At 42.2% G+C, this 19,227-nt stretch carries 21 protein-coding genes; 8 read left to right on the top strand and 13 right to left on the bottom strand.

The window, feature by feature from the left end:
• Positions 1-123: 123 nt before the first annotated feature.
• The 7 genes from FD967_RS04480 to FD967_RS04450 all read right to left on the bottom strand — a co-directional run bounded on the left by FD967_RS04480 (position 124) and on the right by FD967_RS04450 (position 7,653).
• Positions 124-1,242: a formylglycine-generating enzyme family protein gene (locus tag FD967_RS04480; protein WP_215326935.1), complete on the bottom strand. Its 1,119-nt coding sequence runs from the start codon at positions 1,240-1,242 to the stop codon at positions 124-126.
• A gap of 4 nt (positions 1,243-1,246) precedes the next feature.
• On the bottom strand, positions 1,247-2,164 hold the full coding sequence (locus tag FD967_RS04475) for a transporter (RefSeq protein WP_215326934.1): 918 nt from the start codon (positions 2,162-2,164) through the stop codon (positions 1,247-1,249).
• Positions 2,165-2,228: 64 nt separating this feature from the next.
• The gene (locus tag FD967_RS04470) at positions 2,229-3,740 is read right to left on the bottom strand and encodes an arylsulfatase (protein ID WP_215326933.1); all 1,512 of its coding nucleotides are present in this window, start codon (positions 3,738-3,740) and stop codon (positions 2,229-2,231) included.
• A 32-nt stretch (positions 3,741-3,772) separates the two neighbouring features.
• Positions 3,773-5,236 (bottom strand): arylsulfatase, encoded by a 1,464-nt coding sequence (locus FD967_RS04465; protein ID WP_215326932.1) that lies wholly within the window; start codon positions 5,234-5,236, stop codon positions 3,773-3,775.
• 696 nt (positions 5,237-5,932) lie between these two features.
• Positions 5,933-6,487, bottom strand: coding sequence for a hypothetical protein (locus tag FD967_RS04460; protein ID WP_215326931.1), 555 nt, complete (start codon positions 6,485-6,487; stop codon positions 5,933-5,935).
• On the bottom strand, positions 6,487-7,359 hold the full coding sequence (locus tag FD967_RS04455; RefSeq protein ID WP_215326930.1) for a hypothetical protein: 873 nt from the start codon (positions 7,357-7,359) through the stop codon (positions 6,487-6,489). The genes FD967_RS04460 and FD967_RS04455 overlap by 1 nt, the downstream gene beginning before the upstream one ends.
• 42 nt (positions 7,360-7,401) lie before the next feature.
• Positions 7,402-7,653: a hypothetical protein gene (locus FD967_RS04450; RefSeq protein WP_215326929.1), complete on the bottom strand. Its 252-nt coding sequence runs from the start codon at positions 7,651-7,653 to the stop codon at positions 7,402-7,404.
• A gap of 184 nt (positions 7,654-7,837) precedes the next feature.
• Here FD967_RS04450 and FD967_RS04445 point away from each other — a divergent pair, with 184 nt between their 5' ends.
• Entirely contained in the window at positions 7,838-8,779 is a 942-nt protein-coding gene (locus FD967_RS04445; protein WP_215326927.1) for a hypothetical protein, read from the top strand.
• Here FD967_RS04445 and FD967_RS04440 read toward each other — a convergent pair.
• Positions 8,772-9,359 carry a site-specific integrase gene (locus FD967_RS04440; protein ID WP_251369095.1) on the bottom strand — a complete coding sequence of 196 codons (588 nt, stop codon included), beginning with the start codon at positions 9,357-9,359 and terminating at the stop codon, positions 8,772-8,774. The genes FD967_RS04445 and FD967_RS04440 overlap by 8 nt on opposite strands.
• Before the next feature lie 320 nt (positions 9,360-9,679).
• On the opposite strand from FD967_RS04440, the gene FD967_RS04435 reads away from it, so the two are divergent.
• The 4 genes from FD967_RS04435 (at position 9,680) to FD967_RS04420 (ending at position 12,548) form a co-directional block, all read left to right on the top strand.
• The gene (locus FD967_RS04435; protein WP_215326925.1) at positions 9,680-10,477 is read left to right on the top strand and encodes a hypothetical protein; all 798 of its coding nucleotides are present in this window, start codon (positions 9,680-9,682) and stop codon (positions 10,475-10,477) included.
• Positions 10,478-11,265: 788 nt separating this feature from the next.
• Positions 11,266-11,763 carry a DUF6641 family protein gene (locus FD967_RS04430; RefSeq protein ID WP_215326924.1) on the top strand — a complete coding sequence of 166 codons (498 nt, stop codon included), beginning with the start codon at positions 11,266-11,268 and terminating at the stop codon, positions 11,761-11,763.
• A 39-nt stretch (positions 11,764-11,802) separates the two neighbouring features.
• Positions 11,803-12,168 carry a DUF6876 family protein gene (locus FD967_RS04425; protein WP_215326923.1) on the top strand — a complete coding sequence of 122 codons (366 nt, stop codon included), beginning with the start codon at positions 11,803-11,805 and terminating at the stop codon, positions 12,166-12,168.
• A 29-nt stretch (positions 12,169-12,197) separates the two neighbouring features.
• Positions 12,198-12,548, top strand: a complete 351-nt coding sequence (locus tag FD967_RS04420; RefSeq protein WP_215326922.1) for a hypothetical protein — start codon at positions 12,198-12,200, stop codon at positions 12,546-12,548.
• Positions 12,549-12,811: 263 nt separating this feature from the next.
• On the opposite strand, the gene FD967_RS04415 is transcribed toward FD967_RS04420, so the two are convergent.
• The 5 genes from FD967_RS04415 to FD967_RS04395 form a co-directional block, all read right to left on the bottom strand.
• Entirely contained in the window at positions 12,812-13,045 is a 234-nt protein-coding gene (locus tag FD967_RS04415) for a DUF2789 family protein (protein ID WP_215326921.1), read from the bottom strand.
• 329 nt (positions 13,046-13,374) lie between these two features.
• Positions 13,375-13,896 (bottom strand): hypothetical protein, encoded by a 522-nt coding sequence (locus tag FD967_RS04410; protein WP_215326920.1) that lies wholly within the window; start codon positions 13,894-13,896, stop codon positions 13,375-13,377.
• A gap of 17 nt (positions 13,897-13,913) precedes the next feature.
• Entirely contained in the window at positions 13,914-14,405 is a 492-nt protein-coding gene (gene pal / locus FD967_RS04405) for a peptidoglycan-associated lipoprotein Pal (RefSeq protein WP_215326919.1), read from the bottom strand.
• Between the two features lie 87 nt (positions 14,406-14,492).
• A complete protein-coding gene (locus FD967_RS04400; protein WP_215326918.1) occupies positions 14,493-14,846 on the bottom strand; it encodes a hypothetical protein in 354 nt (117 codons plus the stop codon).
• A gap of 75 nt (positions 14,847-14,921) precedes the next feature.
• Positions 14,922-15,926 carry a Bug family tripartite tricarboxylate transporter substrate binding protein gene (locus tag FD967_RS04395; protein ID WP_371819314.1) on the bottom strand — a complete coding sequence of 335 codons (1,005 nt, stop codon included), beginning with the start codon at positions 15,924-15,926 and terminating at the stop codon, positions 14,922-14,924.
• A 234-nt stretch (positions 15,927-16,160) separates the two neighbouring features.
• On the opposite strand from FD967_RS04395, the gene FD967_RS04390 reads away from it, so the two are divergent.
• From FD967_RS04390 to FD967_RS04380, 3 genes are read left to right on the top strand one after another with little or no spacing between them, the layout of a single operon-like run.
• The gene (locus FD967_RS04390; protein ID WP_251369120.1) at positions 16,161-17,096 is read left to right on the top strand and encodes a tripartite tricarboxylate transporter substrate-binding protein; all 936 of its coding nucleotides are present in this window, start codon (positions 16,161-16,163) and stop codon (positions 17,094-17,096) included.
• Between the two features lie 14 nt (positions 17,097-17,110).
• Complete coding sequence (locus FD967_RS04385) at positions 17,111-18,115, top strand: tripartite tricarboxylate transporter substrate binding protein (protein ID WP_215326914.1); 1,005 nt, start codon at positions 17,111-17,113, stop codon at positions 18,113-18,115.
• Between the two features lie 29 nt (positions 18,116-18,144).
• Positions 18,145-19,095: a TAXI family TRAP transporter solute-binding subunit gene (locus FD967_RS04380; protein ID WP_215326913.1), complete on the top strand. Its 951-nt coding sequence runs from the start codon at positions 18,145-18,147 to the stop codon at positions 19,093-19,095.
• The last annotated feature ends 132 nt before the right edge of the window (positions 19,096-19,227 follow it).

Raw genomic sequence — 19,227 nt, 5'->3', positions numbered from 1 at the left:
AGGTGTTGGATTTTGGTGCCCTGTAGGCACAGAGATCTTTGGTTCGGAGTGGAATGCCATGGATCCGACATTGCATCTGCAGGCGGTCGGATGTCTATTTTGTCGGGTAAACCGACAAAAATACTACTTTGAGTCTTTTGCCAATCTAAATCCAAGGTGTGACATTGGGCTATATGGATCTGCGCCACGTCTTGCACTTGGACGATAAGACTGGCAGTAATCTTCATTGCATAAAAATGATCCGCCTCGGATCACCCTCTTGGGTGCATTTGCAGGCACACCATAATCATCTGGATCATATGAGCTGCCTGGACCTTGAGGATTATTAGCTACAGCATTACCAAACTCCTTAGCTTGCATCGCAAAATAATCTGAGCGATACCAATCGGCAACCCATTGCCAAGCATTGCCAGTCATATCAAATAGACCAAAGCCATTTTGTGGAAAGGTTCCTACTGAACTGGTACCGATTGCACCTCCCGCCTTAGGACTTACGACTGGATTAACTACCGGAAATGCCCGCTTCTTTACATCCCAAATGTTGGCCGGTAACTTTCCCTCTTGCTCTAGTTGATCACCCCATACATAGGTTGCTTGATTCAAACCGCCGCGAGCTGCAAACTCCCACTCTGCTTCAGTAGGTAATCTTTTGCCGGCCCACTTGGCGTATGCCAAAGCATCCTCGTAACTCACTTGAACTACTGGATGATTTCCCTTGCCATCAATATTACTTTTTGGTCCAGATGGATGTCGCCAATTTGCACCAGGCACATAGGCCCACCACTGTGAGTAATCGTTCAGATTCACTTTTTCTTTCGTACCAACAAAAACCATGGCGCCAGCTACAAATACTGAAGCAGGCGGCTTAGGTATTCCTGGTGGAAGTTGTACACGAATGGTTTCCCAATCTGGGATTTTCTCTGCAGTTGTTTTGTAATTGGTTTCTTTAACGAATTGTGCGAATTGATCATTAGTGACATGAGTGATATCCATCCAAAATCCAGACACCTTCACTTTATGCGTAGGCTTCTCATTGGCCTGTGCTTTTTTATGGTCACTCCCCATTAAGAATTCACCGCCAGGAATCCAGGCCATCCCTTTTGGGCTATTAACGCCATCACCTAGACGAATTTCTGGGATGGATTTCTGAGATTTTGAAAAGTAATTACTCCAGATGAAATAGGAGCCCAAGCCTAAAGCAGCAACGGCAACCACAATCAATACTCGACGCTGTAGATTCATGCTGCTACTTTCCTAACGGGATGCTAATGGTCGAAATCATGGCATACCCTTCAACTCGGTTCTGTGCCCAGAACTCTTTATAAGCACGCAAATTTATATAGGCTTGTTTTTTACCAATATTAAATAAATATCCAATTTGTGGACCAATGGCTGCAACTTGGGATTTGAAGGCCCCCACCCTATCCCCACTACCGGAGTCGGCAGTGAGTTGATAGTAAACATATCCCGCAATACCGACCTGCCAGTTTTGCGATAAGAATTGTGAAACAGACCAATCCAAGTGGGAATCAATGCCGTTCTTATAGTTGGTTTGATTGTTCATCCAGTTATAGGTTGCACCCACTACGCTAGAGAATTCAAGGCCAGTTGTATTGTTTAAATAGGTATAGCCACCGCCTGCATCCATTGCAGCATGACCAATACCAATACTAGAAAGACTGGTTGCACTATAGGTGCCCACTGGTATATCACCAGTCACATAGGTCATAAAATTATTATTACCTTTATTCCAAGCCAAACTGGCCAAGGGATATATATCAGTACTTCCTGTCACCGAATTTGCTTTATTAAATTCAGTATTGATATTAGAGACACTTGCAAATGCAGTAGTGGTATTCGATCCGGGACCCCAGCCTACTCCAACATAGGGCTGCCCGCCTAAGATCTTTTCCTCTGCCGAGTATCCCAACTGAAATAAGAAAATAGACTCTCTAGCACTTAAGCCAGCATTAACGCTTTGGCCATGTTGAAAGTTTTTTGATTTGTCTGCGCTGCCGCTATAGACATAGGGCATCAATACCAATGACCAGCCAGGGTTAGAAGGGACTGCTGCCATACTGGCGTATTGACCAGACATCCAAAATGGAACTCCGCCTTCATCTGCCAATACCGATTGCGACGAAAAGAAGCTGAATGAAATCAAAAGAAGTTTAGAAAAAATTCCTAAACTTCTTTTGCAAAGCTGGCTATGCACTCAACATTCCTTCTTAACGCGCATTAAAGTTGGTTAAGTTAGCAGGTGGTGGGTTGGGGAACTTCTTAACCGAGGCAAGATACTCTTGAATTGCTTTGAATGCGTTAACTGAAATTGATTCGTAATTTACTAACTGTAAATCTTCATGCGGATCCATTTCGATATTGTAAACCTTTGGGTAGTACATTGGAACTGAATTAGCAGCTATGCCGCCAAGCATTTGCTGACCAGTACCCGTACGATTCATATCCCTAAAATACATTCTCCACTGCTTCCAGCGAACTGCCACTAAATCCGCGCCAATAAAGGACATTAAATGTTCGCGATTACCTATTTTGTTTTTACCAGTAAGCGTATCTAATTGATTGACTCCGTCAATGGCTCGATCTGTTGGTAGCTTAGCGCCCAAGATAGCGGCAAAGGTCGGCATAAAGTCCATGATCGAAAACATAGCATATGAAGAGGTATTTGGAGCGATGCGACCAGGCCAGCGAATAAAGCAAAAAGTCCGAACAGCGCCTTCCGTAGCCTCGCCTAGATCCCCTCGAAACGGCCCATTTGATCCCATGTCAGGCGCACCAAGACCCAATCGATCATAAGTCATCATGTATTGTCCGGTACTGCCATTATCAGAGGCAAAAACCAAAATAGTATTGTCCTCAATATTCATTTCTTTGAGGGCATCCATAATTTGGCCAACGTGATAATCCCCCTCCATCAATTTGTCACCGTACTGACCAATGCGGGACTTTCCAGCGAACTGCTTTGAAGAAAGATTCGGTGAATGACCCATTGAGAATGGCAGATACAGAAAGAATGGTTTACCAGCGGCATTCTCCTGCTTCATGAATGCAATAGATTTATCAGTCAATTCATTATCAATCTCTGCTCTGACCTCCATCGTAAATGGCTTTACACGCTCAAGCGGTCCATTTCCCTTTTGCTGAGTAAGCCAAGGCCCCTTTTCATATAAAACCTTATCGGGTACATTTGGATAGGAATGTGTTTGTAAAGCTTGTGCAACGTAGGTGGCAGAATCCCAAGAGACATCCGGCGGTAGACCGTAATACTGATCGAATCCGTGAGCACCGGGCAAACTCTGAGGTGATGCACCTAAATGCCATTTTCCAAAAATTGCGGTTGCGTAACCTGCATCTTTAAACAATTTACCCATTGTGTAGGCTTTGCCCGGTAAAGTACTAGGAGTGCCTGCCTCTGCAACAAGTGACAAACCATTCCGAATGGAGTATTGCCCGGTCATTAATGCAGCACGAGATGGTGTGCATGCTGGCTCTACCAAATACTGGGTCAGCTTCAGCCCACTCTTGGCTAATTCATCAGTGCGTGGCGTAGGAGCACCTCGTAATTCACCGCCACCGTAAGGCCCCATATCACCATAGCCAACGTTATCTGCAAGAATAAAAACAACGTTAGGTTTCTTTTGAGCAGGAGCAGTTTGTGCAAATACGGTTGGGGCAACCACTGAAATAGATAAAACTCCAATCCACACTCTTTTTAAAAACATTTCAATTCCTATGCTGTTATTAATGCAACTACCTATTTATTTGCGTAACCTTTGAAATCTTCGCCGACCTTGATATTGGGGTACTTCTTGATACTTGCTTCATAGCCCTCTATCCACTTAAAGCTTGGGGCATAAACCCAACCCAAGGTCAAATCCGTGTACATGAGATTGTTATCTTCATGCGGATCGCTACTCAAGTCATAAATCATTGGAATCTGAGGTTTTACATAAGGCTTTCCAATGGACTCGGGAGATTCGGCGTACCTAAAGATCGTTTTATAGATCTTCCATTTAATTGACATCAGCTCCCCATCAATACCAAAGAATGGATATAAGTCTCGACCAGTCGTTTTGCTCTTCCCTAACATGAAATTCGAGGCATCAACCCCATCGATCGGACGATCTTTAGGAACCAAATTGGATGAGCCAACCATTCCAGCAATTGTTGGCATCCAATCCACTGCAGCAAACATTTCTTCAGTAACCATGCCTGAAGGTACTTTTCCTGGCCAACGAATCATCGCAGGCACACGCATACTTCCCTCAAATGGCGTGTTGAAGAAATTGCCACGAAATGGTCCATTGGTTGCGCCACCAATCTGAGGACTCGCACCACCTCCAGCGTTATCACTACTGAAGATAAAAATAGTATTGTCTTCAACGCCCGCATCCTTAACAGCTTGCATCACCTGCCCAACGCGATAGTCCATTTCAGCAACGAGGTCTGCAAAGAGTCCACCACGTTGTGGAGACTTACCAGCAAAGTTTGGATTAGCTATTGGTGGCTCATGCATTTCTGAATAACCAACATATACAAAGAATGGTTTATTTGCTGCAGCATTTTTCTTGATGTATTCAACCGTCTTGGGAATAATGTACTTCTCATCAATCACTGGACGAATCTTTAGATCAAGTGGCATGACGGGTTTAGATTTTTGCCCTTTCTTGCCCTCCCAGAGCATTGGAACAGGAACTCCACTCTCTTTAAATAGAGGCCACTGTGTATAGCCAGCTTGATCCCATGTATCGGGGGTACCCCACCATTCATCAAAACCCTGATCATTAGGCATACGGCCTTGCGTGTTACCTAAGTGCCACTTGCCGTATAGAGCAGTGGCATAACCAGAATCGGAAAGTAGCTTAGCGATAGTGTATTCCCATGGAGCCATTCCTGCCTTTCCTTGACCGGGCCAAGGAACTGAAGTGGTTCCTGATCGTACCGGGTGACGCCCGGTCATGATTGCAGAACGAGATGGCGTGCACTGAGCTTCAACGTTGTAGTTATTAAAGCGAATGCCTTGACTTGCTAACTTATCAATATTTGGAGTTGGCACTGTGCCGCCATAAACACCAAACGATCCCCATCCGGTGTTGTCAACTAAGAAGTAAACAATATTTGGCTTTTTTTCTTTTGGGCCAGAATCGGATTGAGCAAATACTGGTCCAACAATTATTGAGATTGAAAAAAATCCAATCAAAAATCTTTTAAAGACCATTCAAGCCCCCACTCATTTAATTACATATACTAATTAGATTAATTATCGTTATACAGGAATCGGTTTACGGTTCAATATGGGGCGTAGTTACCCTAATAAACAAGACGCAAGAATATGGGATTAAAGTGCTTTCCAAGTCAAAATTTGTCGGTTTTCCCGACACATTTACTGATCAACATACGCTCTATTACGGCGTTCCAGAGGTTGGGCGAGCCGGGTCAAAATTTGGTCAACAGACCACAATAAAATCAGGTTTTGTGATCAAATCTCATCGGCTAGTCAAGCCTTTGGCCTGCCCAGCACGATTCGAACGTGCGACCTACGCCTTAGAAGAATTCGTGGCTACTGGAATGTCTATATATTTCAATGACTTAGATTAATAAATCGGGACTGTGTAATAAACTGTGCAATGCGATTGAGGCTATTTAGGCCTATCCTTTGCAGCTTTTAATGCAATTTTCTTTCTATCCATACAAGCAAAGCAACGCCACGAATTGGTGGTCTTACCACTACTTCGGGACACTATCTTTTTCATTTGATTCATTGGAGTAAGCGCACGACAGCTTGGGCACACTTTAGGAGCTTGGATAATCTCAGTCATAGCCTATTTTAGGCTATTAACTTAACAAGCTAAATTAAGGAATAAAAAAGGCCAACATAGAGTTGGCCTTAAAGGATATTCAAAAGCAGTTGAGCTTAGTTGGGCTTGACTAAATCAGGGGGATCAATAAATGCGTATCCAGGAACACGCCGCTTAATCCTTGAACGTATCGTTACTGTAACAACTCCCAACGCTTTAGCAGCCGCAACCAATGTAAAAAATTTTCCTATTGGCGTCTCTACCCATCTATAAGCAGGATGAAAAGCTTGTTCAGGTTTGACTGTTCCAATTGGCTCGCCTTCGTATGCATATCCATAATGCTTTTTTGAAATACGATATCTAATTGCCTCTCCAGTAACACTATAGTATCTTGCCGCTTCCTTGACTGATGCAAAAGATCCGTTAGGTGTAATCACTACTTTTGAGTTTGGATTATTGCCTCCTGACCTAGTCCCAGCCCAAGACCAGTCTTTTTTGATCAAAGTCATTCGCTCACTTTGTTTTTTTCTAATTAGCGGATTAGCCCAATGCTTTCTCAAAGAAATGCTTGCTTTACTAAGTTGATTACCGCTGATTACTTTTGACGCTCCAGCAAACTGTCTAGGTGTAAGGGATAGTAACCAGTCAATATTTCGATCTGCTTTATTCATTACGCAGCCTCCAAAAAGCGGCGAGCTTGACGCTGCCAATTATTAGGCTTTGCTTTCATGGTACGAGCGATATGCTGAGGTAAGCGAAGATCTAGACGACGAGGTGTATCCAGGTTTTCTAACAAGAACTTAAGTAGCTCAATTTTCTGCTCATTTGCAATTTCAGTATTTGCGTCAACTGCAAGATAGTCTTTTTCTACGATCATATGAAATATCTGTGCGTACTGATCCTCTCTACTCTCCAAATTCAATGAAAATGGTGCTGAGCGACTACGGAGTGCATCCATATGGTTAGCTATACGACCACGTCCGCTGGCTAGACGGACGTTTGTAGACACAATTACTGTGCCATTAAATTCAAAACTGCTGGGTAAAGGCTTGCCATTAATTGGGTTACGTAACTCTTTTGTAGATGACCATCCAACCCAGCGATAAGTTGGATCGGTAGCACCTTTTAATAAGTTGAGACCAGTCTCATCAGCAATGATCCCATCACAATCATCCAAGATTACATACTTGCCGTGCTTACGCATGAGATAGAGCAACACATATAGCATTCCAGGAGTCGTATGGCTTCTTGCGATAATAAAATCATTATTTTCTTGCAGCCCTGCATTGCTAAGTGCCTCAACAATTGCATGAGTCTTTCCCATGCCTGGAGGGCCATAGATAATAGCTGCGCGATGTGCGCCAGCTACTACGTCACGCAAAAACTCTTGTGCATCTTCGTTATATTCACGTACTTCATCAATACGTTTACGCAGACTTGGCTTAAAGATTGGATCTTGTAAGATTTCGGCAACTTCGGCATAGTTGATTGGATCTTTATCTGATACAAGATTACCAATTAATACAGTTTTTTGAATTTTCATAGCTTGCTCTTAACTTTCGTGATTGATAAAAATTAAATGTGTTTAAAGTTCAATTGGGTGATAAGTCCAATCAACACCCTCATCTGATAAATCATTGAAATAGGTTTGCGCTATATCTGAGAGCGACTCGTATAAAAGGTCGCTTTTGGCCATGTCATTTGAATCAACATATTGATAGAAAAAATTAGTAATAGTGTCTCCAGCGCATTGCAAGGCTAAGCTGCCTTTAAATCCCTGCTGCACCATTACCTTACGCGCGATTTCTCCCAAAGTGGAGTTATGAACGACGTGCATAAATGGCACGCTGACTCTTGTAAAACGATCTTCGCAGCAGCTGCACTTTGAAACATATCTATAGCTTTTTGACATTTGAAACTCCCTTTTAAAACAGCGAAATTGCTGTATTAGTAGTTTCTCAGCATTAGCACTTTCTTTGAATTGACTATTAATTCCCATCCTTAAGTGTTAATATATTTGTATGAATAAATCTCCAAAAAGTACCCTACCCGGCCGAACCATGAAGGACTGGTCCACTAGAGGTATTAAGGGTTACATCATGCTGATGGTCGAGTTTTTAAGGATTAGCCCAAGCTATGATCTAGCTAGGCAGATCCGCTATAAAGCGCTAGATAAGAAAACCCAAAACAAGCTCATTACTCAGTTATATGAAGCTGAAGGTAAAACGCTATCTGCTATTGATAAGCAAGCTGTGATTGCTGAGTTTCAATCGGTACTAGCTACCTACGATGAAATTGGCGACATTGCCACAATGACATTTGATGACTGGTGGCAAACACGTGGCATTTATATCTACGGCACGCCTTTTAGCAAACCTTTAGTCAATCAAATTACCCGTATTGAAAAGGATGAAGATTTTGAACCTCTTTTCTACAAGCCATACGAACAGTATCTAACCAAGATTCGCTCATCTGAGGGCAACCCCACATCATTGATATTAGGTTTGCCTCTTGGGATTCCTAAAGCTGATCTACTTAGACAGATATCTAAGTTAATAGATAACGCGAAAGTGCCGCTAGCCACTAAATCAGCACGTGCAAGCAAAGCATTGGCTGCTAAACGTTTACGTTCAGAACCGCTGTTTATTCAGTTACGCATTCTGATGGCAAAAGCACAATATCCCGATATGCAGCTTTGGAAAGTGGGCTTATGGGCAAAGGTTAGCGCCAAGCATGCCAAAACGCTAGACTTGAAAGAATCCAAAAAGAAGTTTGAGGACGCGGACAGTAAAGAACACTTGGCAATACTCACTAGTAGAGCTTTTAAGAATGCCAAGCAAGTGGCTGAGAACGCGGCACGGGGCAGCTTTCCCAGCTCCAAACCAGTAAGACTGCCTCATTATGATTTTGAGGACATCTACACTCGCTTAAGAGCGCACTACAAAACACTAAAGCCTAGATGAGTTCTACTGCATTGCGCAGGATATCGGGTCTCGTATCTATGTAGCGCTGCGTAGTTGACATCTGGCTGTGTCCTGCTAACTGCATCATTACCCTAACTGATACGCCCTTCTCACTCAAACGTGTCAAAAAGCCACGACGTCCACTATGGCTGGTAGCTCCATTAAGTCCCGCTTGACGGTACAAGCCGTTAATCACATGAGTGAGTGTATTAGGCGTAAATCCATAAGCCCTTTGTGTGGGAAACAATGGACGATTCATATCCTTTGGTGGATGCGCTGCGATATAGATGGCTAACTCTTGTTGCATACGTTCAGATAACAAGACCACCCTACTTTTAGAACCCTTAGTTTGATTAGCCGCTAAGTGGATCTCACTTAATACCTGTTTATCCGCGTTTAAAACGTCGCTGTAGCGCACGCTCGCCACTTCACCTATACGCATACCCGCCCAATGCGTTAACAGCAGTATTGCGCGATTACGCACTGCTGCTTTTGTAGTTGCTGCGTAATCTAGTGCTCGCTGTAATTCTGTATCGCTTAATGTTTTTGCTTGTGCCATGGTCTCTCCTTGTTTTGCCATCTATGTACTTATATTTTGTAGTCAAAACTGCCATATTCCTACCGGAAATGGCCACAAATACACTCAGATTGATGGGTTTTTCAAGAGAAATTTACTGAAAAATAACCGCTTGATTTTCAAATGGTTACAAGTACTCAACACTTAACGTAACTAATGTGTTGAGTGGAAATATCATGGATTTTAATGGTGATTCGTGGCAGAAATGCCACATGAATAGGTATAAATTCTGTCAAAATCGTCACCATATATCCCAATCGAAATATTTCGTATTGCAGTAGTATTTCACAACCAATATGTGAAATTGACGGAAAAAAATCAAAATGCCACAACATCCAAGATACAGTAATAGTCCAGAAAAAAATTACGAAAATTTAGGTAGCCTTTTATGGGAACTAGAGAAATTTGGCTTTATTCACGATGAAATAGATCAACCAATTAATCAATTAATGTCAAAGCTATATCCAGAAATTACCAATACGTATCTTTTACGTAATAACGATCTACCACTTGACGCAAATGTTGCTGATTATGATGTGGAGGAGCTTGATGCTTACTTGCCGAGTGTGTATGAGATCTGGGAACTAATCGACAATGATCAAGAGGAGCAATTTGTACAGGACTATCAGAATGTAATTAGAGCCTGTGTTTTTGGTGATGGTTACATGCTTTCTGATAACAAAGAATTTATTGATGAACTTATTAAATTGCGAGACCTTGACTACTTCAGAATGCATATACGAGTTGATTGTGATCCTCAGACGCTAAATTTATTTGAAAACGATGAGCGAACTATTTGGTTTTCATGGGATATTTTTCCACTGAGAGTTGGAATTTATGAAATATCAACAGATGGCTACAACGAGCCATATCGTGTTAGTGGCTATGCTCATTGGGATGGAAAAAAATGGCATGACTCCAGTGTTTTGTTAGCTGACTGTATTAAGCAAAAAAGAACTAAGCAGACTTCAAGAGACTATGGATATACGTGGCGAGGTTTTACAGCCTCTATAACTACAAAAGAGATGCTGGAAAGAGAGCAAAAATATAAAAATAGACGTATGCGAACGTTGGAGTCATTAAACTCTTCAAAATCTTTCGAGTTTGCAGAAGCTCTTTGAATACCAAGTCTTGAAATTTTCAATGTATGACTGAAGATTATTACTTTAAAAGCTAACTGCGTTAGCTTGCTCTTCGCTTGCGCTCATCGCATTTTTCTTCTTTTTATCATATTTTTTATAGTCATAATTAGAAATATTGAATTTCAAGATCTTTCACTAGGAAGCACAAGCCAAGCCCTGATAAAGGGCTTGACTTATGCTTACCTCTTTCACTGAGGTTTTCAACTGATATACACACAACTTGCCAGTGCAAGATAGGTAGGTATTGCTATCACCTATTACGTGCCGTCATACGCAGCTAATTTGCGGCCTATATCAGGAACCATTGCAAACTAGCTTGTGGATTTATTTCATTGGCGTTCCCACTCACTTTCAGCCTAGACGAATTTCTTCGTCATTTAGCCTACATTCACGTATCGCTACGCTACCAACCAATACAACATTGCAAACGGTACTGCCACACAGGGGCGTCGTTTAAAGCATCCAAAACAGGGTCTTGGGTAGTGCAATGAGGCCAGATAGTAAGTGATCTGAATTGCGTACCGTCACACATCAGAACGGGTTTCGCAGCACTATTACCTTCGGCGTGCCAACCTTTATGCCTTACTGTTTTTACTTCTTTTTATGAATTTATTTAGCTTGAACATAAAAATCGATAAAAAAAGTACCTATGTGTTCTAAGGCCTAAAAAGAGGTTAAGAACGGCCTTTTTTCGGTTGTCCAAAGGGGTTTTCTGATCATATTGTTGTGTTGTCCAGGCATTTTTAACTCAACTGATGGAGAACACGATGGCAACACTAGAGAACCTCAATACCCTCAAATTGACCGATGCAAAACGGCCCAAAAACCAACCCCCTATAGTGCAGCGTAGAAACAAGCTGATTAGCAAGTTATGGGAACAGCTGGAATTAGCCAAAGCAAAACATAGCGGTAAAGACTTTGTCGTAAAGCGCTACAAAAACGTCAAGGATCTAGAAGGCAATATCAAAAGTATCGAAAAGCCCAAGCGCATTAAACCTTGGTGGTTTAACAGCAGCGCAGGATCACTGTGCATTAACGTTTTTTATGGCAGCAAGCTTTTAGAGCTGGCTAATGGAAAAACTACTGTAGAGGCTGCTAATTTAGAGAATGTCATTGAAGTACTTGAACTACTCAAGCGCGAAGCGGAGATCGGTACATTTGATGCAGCCATAGAAGCGGCGAGCCTGCAGCTGCGCAGTCGCTTTGAATTGAAAATCCCGAAAACGAGTCAAAAGAGCAAGGTTTTAACTAGATCTGTTGCGTAAACCCAATTCATAAATAAATGACTGTGAGGCATAGCATAAATGAATCTATCTAAAACCCAGCTTTTGAATCATTTGGAGCAATTTTATGGAACGCAGTACTACTACCCTCTATGGCCTAAAGTCTTTCTAACGGATGGTGCACAATTTTTGGCACAAGAAGCGGCCTGCTATTGGCTGATGGATGCCATTAGCAGTCATATTGTCCATTTAACTAAAGCGGAAGTATTTGTCAGTTGCAAGTTGACTGTGAATAACGGCAAGGCTGAGCTATTACTCGATGATGGCAATGGCAACGTACTAGCCACTCAGAAAATTACCTATACGACCTTTCCACTAGATTCCATAGCACTCTATGCCTGCTGGGATAGTGAGCGTTGGATCTTAATGCTACCCACTGAGTATTAGTCACTAAAAGCCAACAGCTAAATATCAGTATGCGATTTTATGAATTTAAATCTAGCCCAACTAAGCCACTAACGCCAGCACAGGCGCGGATCAACGCCCTTAAAGATCAGGCTAAACGAGCACAAGCAGCAGTTAAAGCGGAGCGAGCCAGGCAAAAGATTCAAGCTGCTCAAACTACCCTCAATCAATTAGAAAGCTATCCAATGTCTAAAACCTTTAGAGCATTACATAAGCCCAATAACCCCTACTCAGCTTGGATAGGCATTGGAACCTATGGCTCATTTAATGATGCGCTAGCAGCAGTGCTAAGAAAGAAACAGCAAGGGTCTATTGCAGTGCAGATTCAAGATAGCGCAAAAATAGTGGTTTATTCTGCTTGAGCGCTCTTTGGTTTTCAAAACCACAGGAATTTTGGAGCAACCATCTAACACTTCGTTGCTCCAAAGTACTTTTTGAATGATTTGTAAGTGTTACTTAAAGTAACGCTTGTTTAACCAATGTCCGCTAACGACCCAAAGCGGACCTTGGTGGTACATCCTGCCACCACAATCTTACGTAATAGATGTATATATACGCATACACTCATATACGCATATACACAATTAAGCGTGACTTCTGCTGCCTAAAGAGAACAGTCAAAATTTTATTTTTGTATTAATAAATTAGCTAATTGATCTACTACTTCTGACCACTCTGAATCACCGGCCTTAGCCTTAATTAAAAAGGCCTTTTGATCTGGAGCCCAATAGATGGCATCGTGAAGGACTGAACCTGGCTTGAGCTGATGCCTTTCTATGTATCTCTCCATATGAATTTTTTGTGACGAAAGATCTAACTGCTCGAATAATTCTTCTAGAGTTTTTTTGTTAGCATTCATCAAATTCACCTTTGACAATATTTGCAGAATCGCTTTGTACCTATAGGGTTTCCAATCGCCCTCATATGTAGCTTGCAATGCGGGCAAGTAAGGCCATCCCACTGGGAAAGATAACCACTAGAATGACAACTAAGACAGACTTGCAACTTACTAATTTCAGTATTAATACCCCCTTGTTGAGCCAAAGTATAAGTATTAATTATTGAGCAAAATTTGCAAACCATCACCACTTTAGAAGAGTGAAGTCCAATTTCTCTGCCTATGCTACTAATGCATTCAAACTTACAAGAACGGCATTTAAATTTATACCTAGTCATAACTTAGGCTCGCTAACTCTTTTTAGACTGCACGGCCAACCGCTTCATACGGGCATCTTGTATGAGCAATTGTCTTTCCTGGTTAGCTACTCCGATAGTGATCTTTCTAGCAATGAGATCCGCATAAACGCCATCTATTTTTTTAAAGAACTCTTGATAAATTAAAGTCAACTCGGGGCTTAAGCCCTCAGTAGCAACCGGGCGACAGGTATTTGCTTCAGCCAAGTAACTTCTTAGAGCAATTATCTGCTGGTCAGTTAATTTATCGGCCGAATTAAAGAGAGCCTTAGCATGCGGATTGTTTCTTGTAACTACAATAATCTGACTATCTACCAGCAATGCATCGGCGCTTTGATTGGTTCGCACAATACAATCATTAAGTCGCCTAGTAACAACGCCTGACTGAACTGGAGTTATTGCTGTCATAGGTGCCGGCGCTTTAGTAACTTCTGCCGAGTTATTGGATGTGGTATTTGTCGCGCATCCACTTAGGAAAGCAATCCCCATCAAACTGAGTTTGAATATGTTTTTCATTGAATAGCCTTTGATGTTTAGCGATAGACAAAATCAGCGCGGCGATTTTCTTTAAATGCCGCTTCTGTCTGAGCCGGGTCAGCTGGCTTTTCTTTTCCAAAACTCACCGCCTCCAACTGAGATTCACTAACACCTTGAGCAACTAGGGCCTTCTTAACAGATTCGGAGCGCTTTTGGCCTAAGGCGAGGTTGTACTCTGCAGTTCCACGATCATCGGTATTACCTTGAATGATCACGGAGGCTTTTTGCTTTTGAAACGCTTTTAAATACGAGGCATGAGCAGAGATAGTTGAAACATATTTTGGATCTACGGTATAGCTATCAAACTCAAAATAGATTGAACGTTTGCCATATACGCTAGACTTGGGATCACTAATTGGATCGTAAGTCATTGAGCCGCCAGCATTAACTTCAGCCACACCATTGGCATCATCTAACTTAACGCTACTACACGCTGAAATGAGCCCAACAAAAGAAATTGCGAATAATAATTTATATAGCTTTGACATTGTAATAATTCCCAAAAAATCTGAAAATGTGTTTCAGATAAAAAATTTTGATGGGGAATTAGCTTAAGCCCCATCCTCTAAACGAAATTAGAGGATGTATTTCGGCGGCTTGAACGCAGAATCAGGAATATTCTGCGTGAATAATATATCGTACGCTGCCCCATGAGAAGCGGACTTAGCAGTTTGATCTTGTACGGCAATATCAATCGAACTCACGCTAGCTGTAACATGACTCATTAAAAATAAAGAGCAAGCATCCTGCTTATCATCCGAAGAACCGGACTGAAGACCGATCTCTACGGCAGCAGTGCCAAGCTGAAAGCTCTTATACATCTCGGCACGCTCAATGGCGGCCTCAATAAAAACGCTAGATGCTACCACCTTGAAAGAAATCAAGAAAAGGCAAATAAGAATTGATAAAGATCGAGAATGTGACTTCATTTTTTTATTCTACTGCAAAAAAACTCAAAAAAATGCCACTAGCGGACTAGCAGCATTTAAGGGTACATATTTCGATTACTTAGCCAAGAAACCTGCTTCAGCCATCAGTTGCTTGTGGAGCACTTCATTCAAGGTCAACCAGTTATTAAATTCTTTACCAGTCATGAATGTTTGGTTAAATGCGCCATCAGCCATAAACTTCTTCCATTCTGGTGTAGCACGTACTTTTTTGAACAACTCAATATAGAAATCAACCTGCTCTTGAGTTACGCCTGGAGCCATGAAAATACCGCGCAACATCACGTAGTCAGTTGAAACTCCAGCCTCTTTACAAGTTGGAACGTCATACCAAGATTGTGTAGCAGTGATTTTCTCTTTATAAGGCATACGAGTGTCATCAAATACACACAAGGCACGTAATTTGTTAGCACGCCATTGAGCAACCGCTTCAATTGGGTTATTCACAGAAGAATCAATATGATTACCTACAAGCTGAACAGCAACGTCGCCACCCCCTTTGAATGGGATGTAAGTGAACTTAGCACCAGTTGCTTTTTCAAGGGCAACGGTAATAATTTGGTCTTCTTGCTTAGAGCCAGTACCACCCATTTTGAATTTACCTGGGCCAGCTGCTTTAGCGGCATCGATATATTCCTTGGCTGTTTTATATGGCTTGTCTGCGTTATCCCACAATACAAACTGGTCTAAGGCTAACATCGCTACTGGAGTGATGTCTTTCCAGTTAAATGGAACACCAGTTGCCAGTGGCGTTGTGAACAAGTTTGAGAGGGTGATAACTATTTTGTTTGGATCGCCCTTAGCTTCTTTCATTGCCAAGAAACCTTCAGCGCCGGCACCAGCACCTTTGTTGACCGGAATTATTGACTGCTTCATCAAATTATTTTTTGTAACAATGCCTTGGATCATTCGGGCCATTTGGTCAGCACCACCGCCAGGACCGGCAGGAATGATGAACTCAACTGGCTTGGTTGGTTCCCAAGCAGCGAAAGCAGGTGAAACACTAGTAGCACCGAGGACTAATGCGGTGGAAATCAATGCCCCTTTAAGATAGTACTTCACGTTAAATCTCCTCATTAGTTGCCGGCTACAAATTCAAGTGTGGAATAGAAAAGCTCTATTCTTACCCTTAAGATCGACAAATGACTCGGTATTTACCCTTAATTTAGGGTATTCCTTAAGGTATTAATACAAAAAGCAAAAGATGATGTGAAGGTCATAACTATTTCAATTGAACAAGACATGAAAAAAAATACATTAGTCCGAAGCGGTATCTCATTGATAGCGCTATTTACGATGGCATTTAGCACTGCGTCCCAGGCTCAATCAAATTACCCAGCAAAACCAATATCGCTAATCGTTCCTTTTGCGGCTGGGGGACCAACTGATGCGGTAGCAAGACTGCTCGCAGTCCCCATGGGTAAGGCACTTGGTCAAACTGTGATTGTTGAAAACGTGGTTGGAGCCGGCGGAACAATCGCCGCAACCAAGGTGGCAAGATCAACACCAGATGGCTATACCCTATTTCTACATCACATGGGAATGGCAACTGCCCCAGCACTTTATGATTCGTTGCCTTACGATCCAATGAAGGATTTTGACTATGTTGGACAAGTTGTTGATGTTCCGATGCTCATGCTAGGTCGCAAAGATTTCCCCCCAAAGAACTTTAAAGAGCTTGAGGCATATATCAAAGCGAATAAAGAAAAAGTGACTATGGCCAATGCTGGCCCTGGCGCTGTTTCGCAACTTTGCGGATTAATTTTTATGAGTCGCGAAGGTGTGAAGTTAACAACTATTCCATATAAAGGCACTGGACCAGCCCTGACTGATTTGATGGGTGGTCAAGTTGATCTTTTGTGTGACCAAACAACTCAAACTATCCCATACGTAAAAGATGGGCGAGTACAGGTTTATGGGGTGACAACTCCAAAAAGATTGTCAGCACTACCAAATGTCCCAACACTTGATGAGCAAGGACTAAAGGGTTTCGATGTGAAAGTATGGCATGGACTTTATCTTGCTAAAGGCACCCCACCACCAATATTGGAAAAGATCAATGCAGCACTAAAAAAGGCGCTCAATGATCCAGATGTAAAAGCGCGCCTCAATGACTCAAATATTGATATTGTCGCGATGAATAAAGTAAGCCCCGAAGCCTTGAAATCACATCTAGAGGCGGAAATTAATAAGTGGGGCCCTATTATCCGTAAATCTAAAATCTCAGACTAATACAGGATCTACCAATGAATAATTATAAAAATCAAAAAAAGCGCATTCTTTTAAAAGCATGTTTGTTTGCTGGAAACATCCTTCTGCTTGGATCAATGCCATCAATTGCCCTAGCGCAAGAGTGGCCAGCAAAACAAGTCACTTTTTTGAATCCATTTCCAGCGGGTGGTGGAACCGATGCTTTTGCAAGACCTTTAGCTGCGCAGTTGACAGAGCAATTAGGTAAGCAATTCATTATTGATAATCGTGGTGGTGCAGGTGGTACCGTTGGTGCCTCAGTAGCTGCAAAAGCAGCCCCAGATGGTTACACTTGGTTTATCGGCGCAACTCACCACACAATTGCGCCTTCAATGTATAAAAATCTTGATTACGATATTGAGAAGAGCTTTATCCCAGTTGCGATGATTGCAAACGTACCACAAGTTTTAGTAGTAAACCCACAAAGAGTGAGCGCACGTAATGCTAAGGATTTCATCGCGCTCATGAAGAAAAACCCTGGTAAATACAATTTTGCTAGTGCAGGCAGTGGCACAGTTCATCACTTGGCTGGCGAACTCTTTAAGATACAAACAGGCACATTTATTACTCATATCCCCTATCGCGGTGCTGGCCCAGCAATGAATGATTTACTAGCTGGCCAAATTGACTTGGAATTTGATGGTCTTGCTACTTCGGCTCCGCAAATTAATGCGGGCAAGCTAGTAGCGATTGCTGTAGCATCTAATAAGCGTTCAACTGCCATTCCGAATGTACCTACTTTCAAAGAAGCTGGCTTACCTGACTACGAAGTGTCTACCTGGTACTCCATGTTTGCTCCTGTCGGCACCCCAAAACCAATCGTAGACAAGATGATTGCCGAAGTTCAAAAAGCGTTAAACAATCCAAAGCTCAAATCAATTTGGGAGAAAAATGGATCTGATACGCCTAATCTCTATGGCGAGGCTTTTGGTAAACAGGTAAGCGCAGACGTTACCCGTTGGTCTTCAGTAGTTAAGAAGTCTGGTGCCCAGTTAGATTAATTGAATTAACAAATATTTAAATACTAAAAATGAAACTACTTAAAATCATTGCGCTTTCTCTCAGCTTTTTGTGGGCAAGTGCACAAGCGCAAAACATTTCTATCGCAACCGGTGGTACTGGTGGCGTTTACTACCCAATGGGTGGTGGTCTTGCCTCAGTCTTATCCAAGCATGTACCAGGAATGTCAGCAACCGCTGAAGTTACAGGCGGCTCAGTTGATAATTTAAAACTCGTTGGCACTGGCAAACCTTATGTTGGTTTCTCAATGGCTGATGCTGCCAAAGATGCTAAAGATGGTGAAGATAAATTCAAGGGCAAGCCAGTAGATTTACGCAACTTACTGATTCTGTATCCAAACCTCATGCACGTTGCTACCGTCGAATCGACTGGCATTAAGACCATGAAAGATCTCAAAGGTAAGCGCATCAGTACAGGCGCACCAGGCAGTGCTACAGAAGTAATGGCTTTTCGCTTGTTAGAGGCTGCAGGGTTGGACAAAGACAAAGATGTCAAGCGTGAGCGTTTGAGCGTTGCAGAATCTGTTAATGCCGTGAAAGACCGCAAGATTGATGCTTTCTTTTGGGTAGGCGGCTTACCAACTGCTGCTGTTACCGATTTAGCAAATAGTCCTGGCATGAAAATTGTCATGGTGGACACCAATGCTGAAGTCCCTGCTATGAATAAAAAATATGGCAATCTGTATTTCCCATCTGAGATTACAAAGCAAACTTATAGCGGTATGGAAAAAGATAACAAAGTTGCAGCAGTTGCCAATCTATTAGTTGTGAACGCTTCTATGTCTGATGCAGAGGCATACAAAATTGTTAAAGCTATTTTTGATAATCAACTTGAACTTGTCCGCTCACATGCTGAGTACAGAAATATCAAGCTAGAGAACCAAAAAGCGAATGCCTCACCGATTGCCTATCATCCAGGCGCATTAAAGTACTTTAAAGAAAAGGGTGTCAAAGTAAATTAAGGTTAATTTAGGGGCCTGTGAAAGGCCACCTAAGTCCTACTTCGGTGTTTCATATGATTGACGATTAAGATCAATATTTGCTCAATGGGCTGATACAAAAAACCATGTGTCCGGTACGGACCAAGACTATTT

The organism is Polynucleobacter sp. JS-Mosq-20-D10 (genome assembly GCF_018687755.1).
Lineage (GTDB): Bacteria > Pseudomonadota > Gammaproteobacteria > Burkholderiales > Burkholderiaceae > Polynucleobacter.
This window is presented reverse-complemented; position numbering and strand designations above follow the sequence as displayed.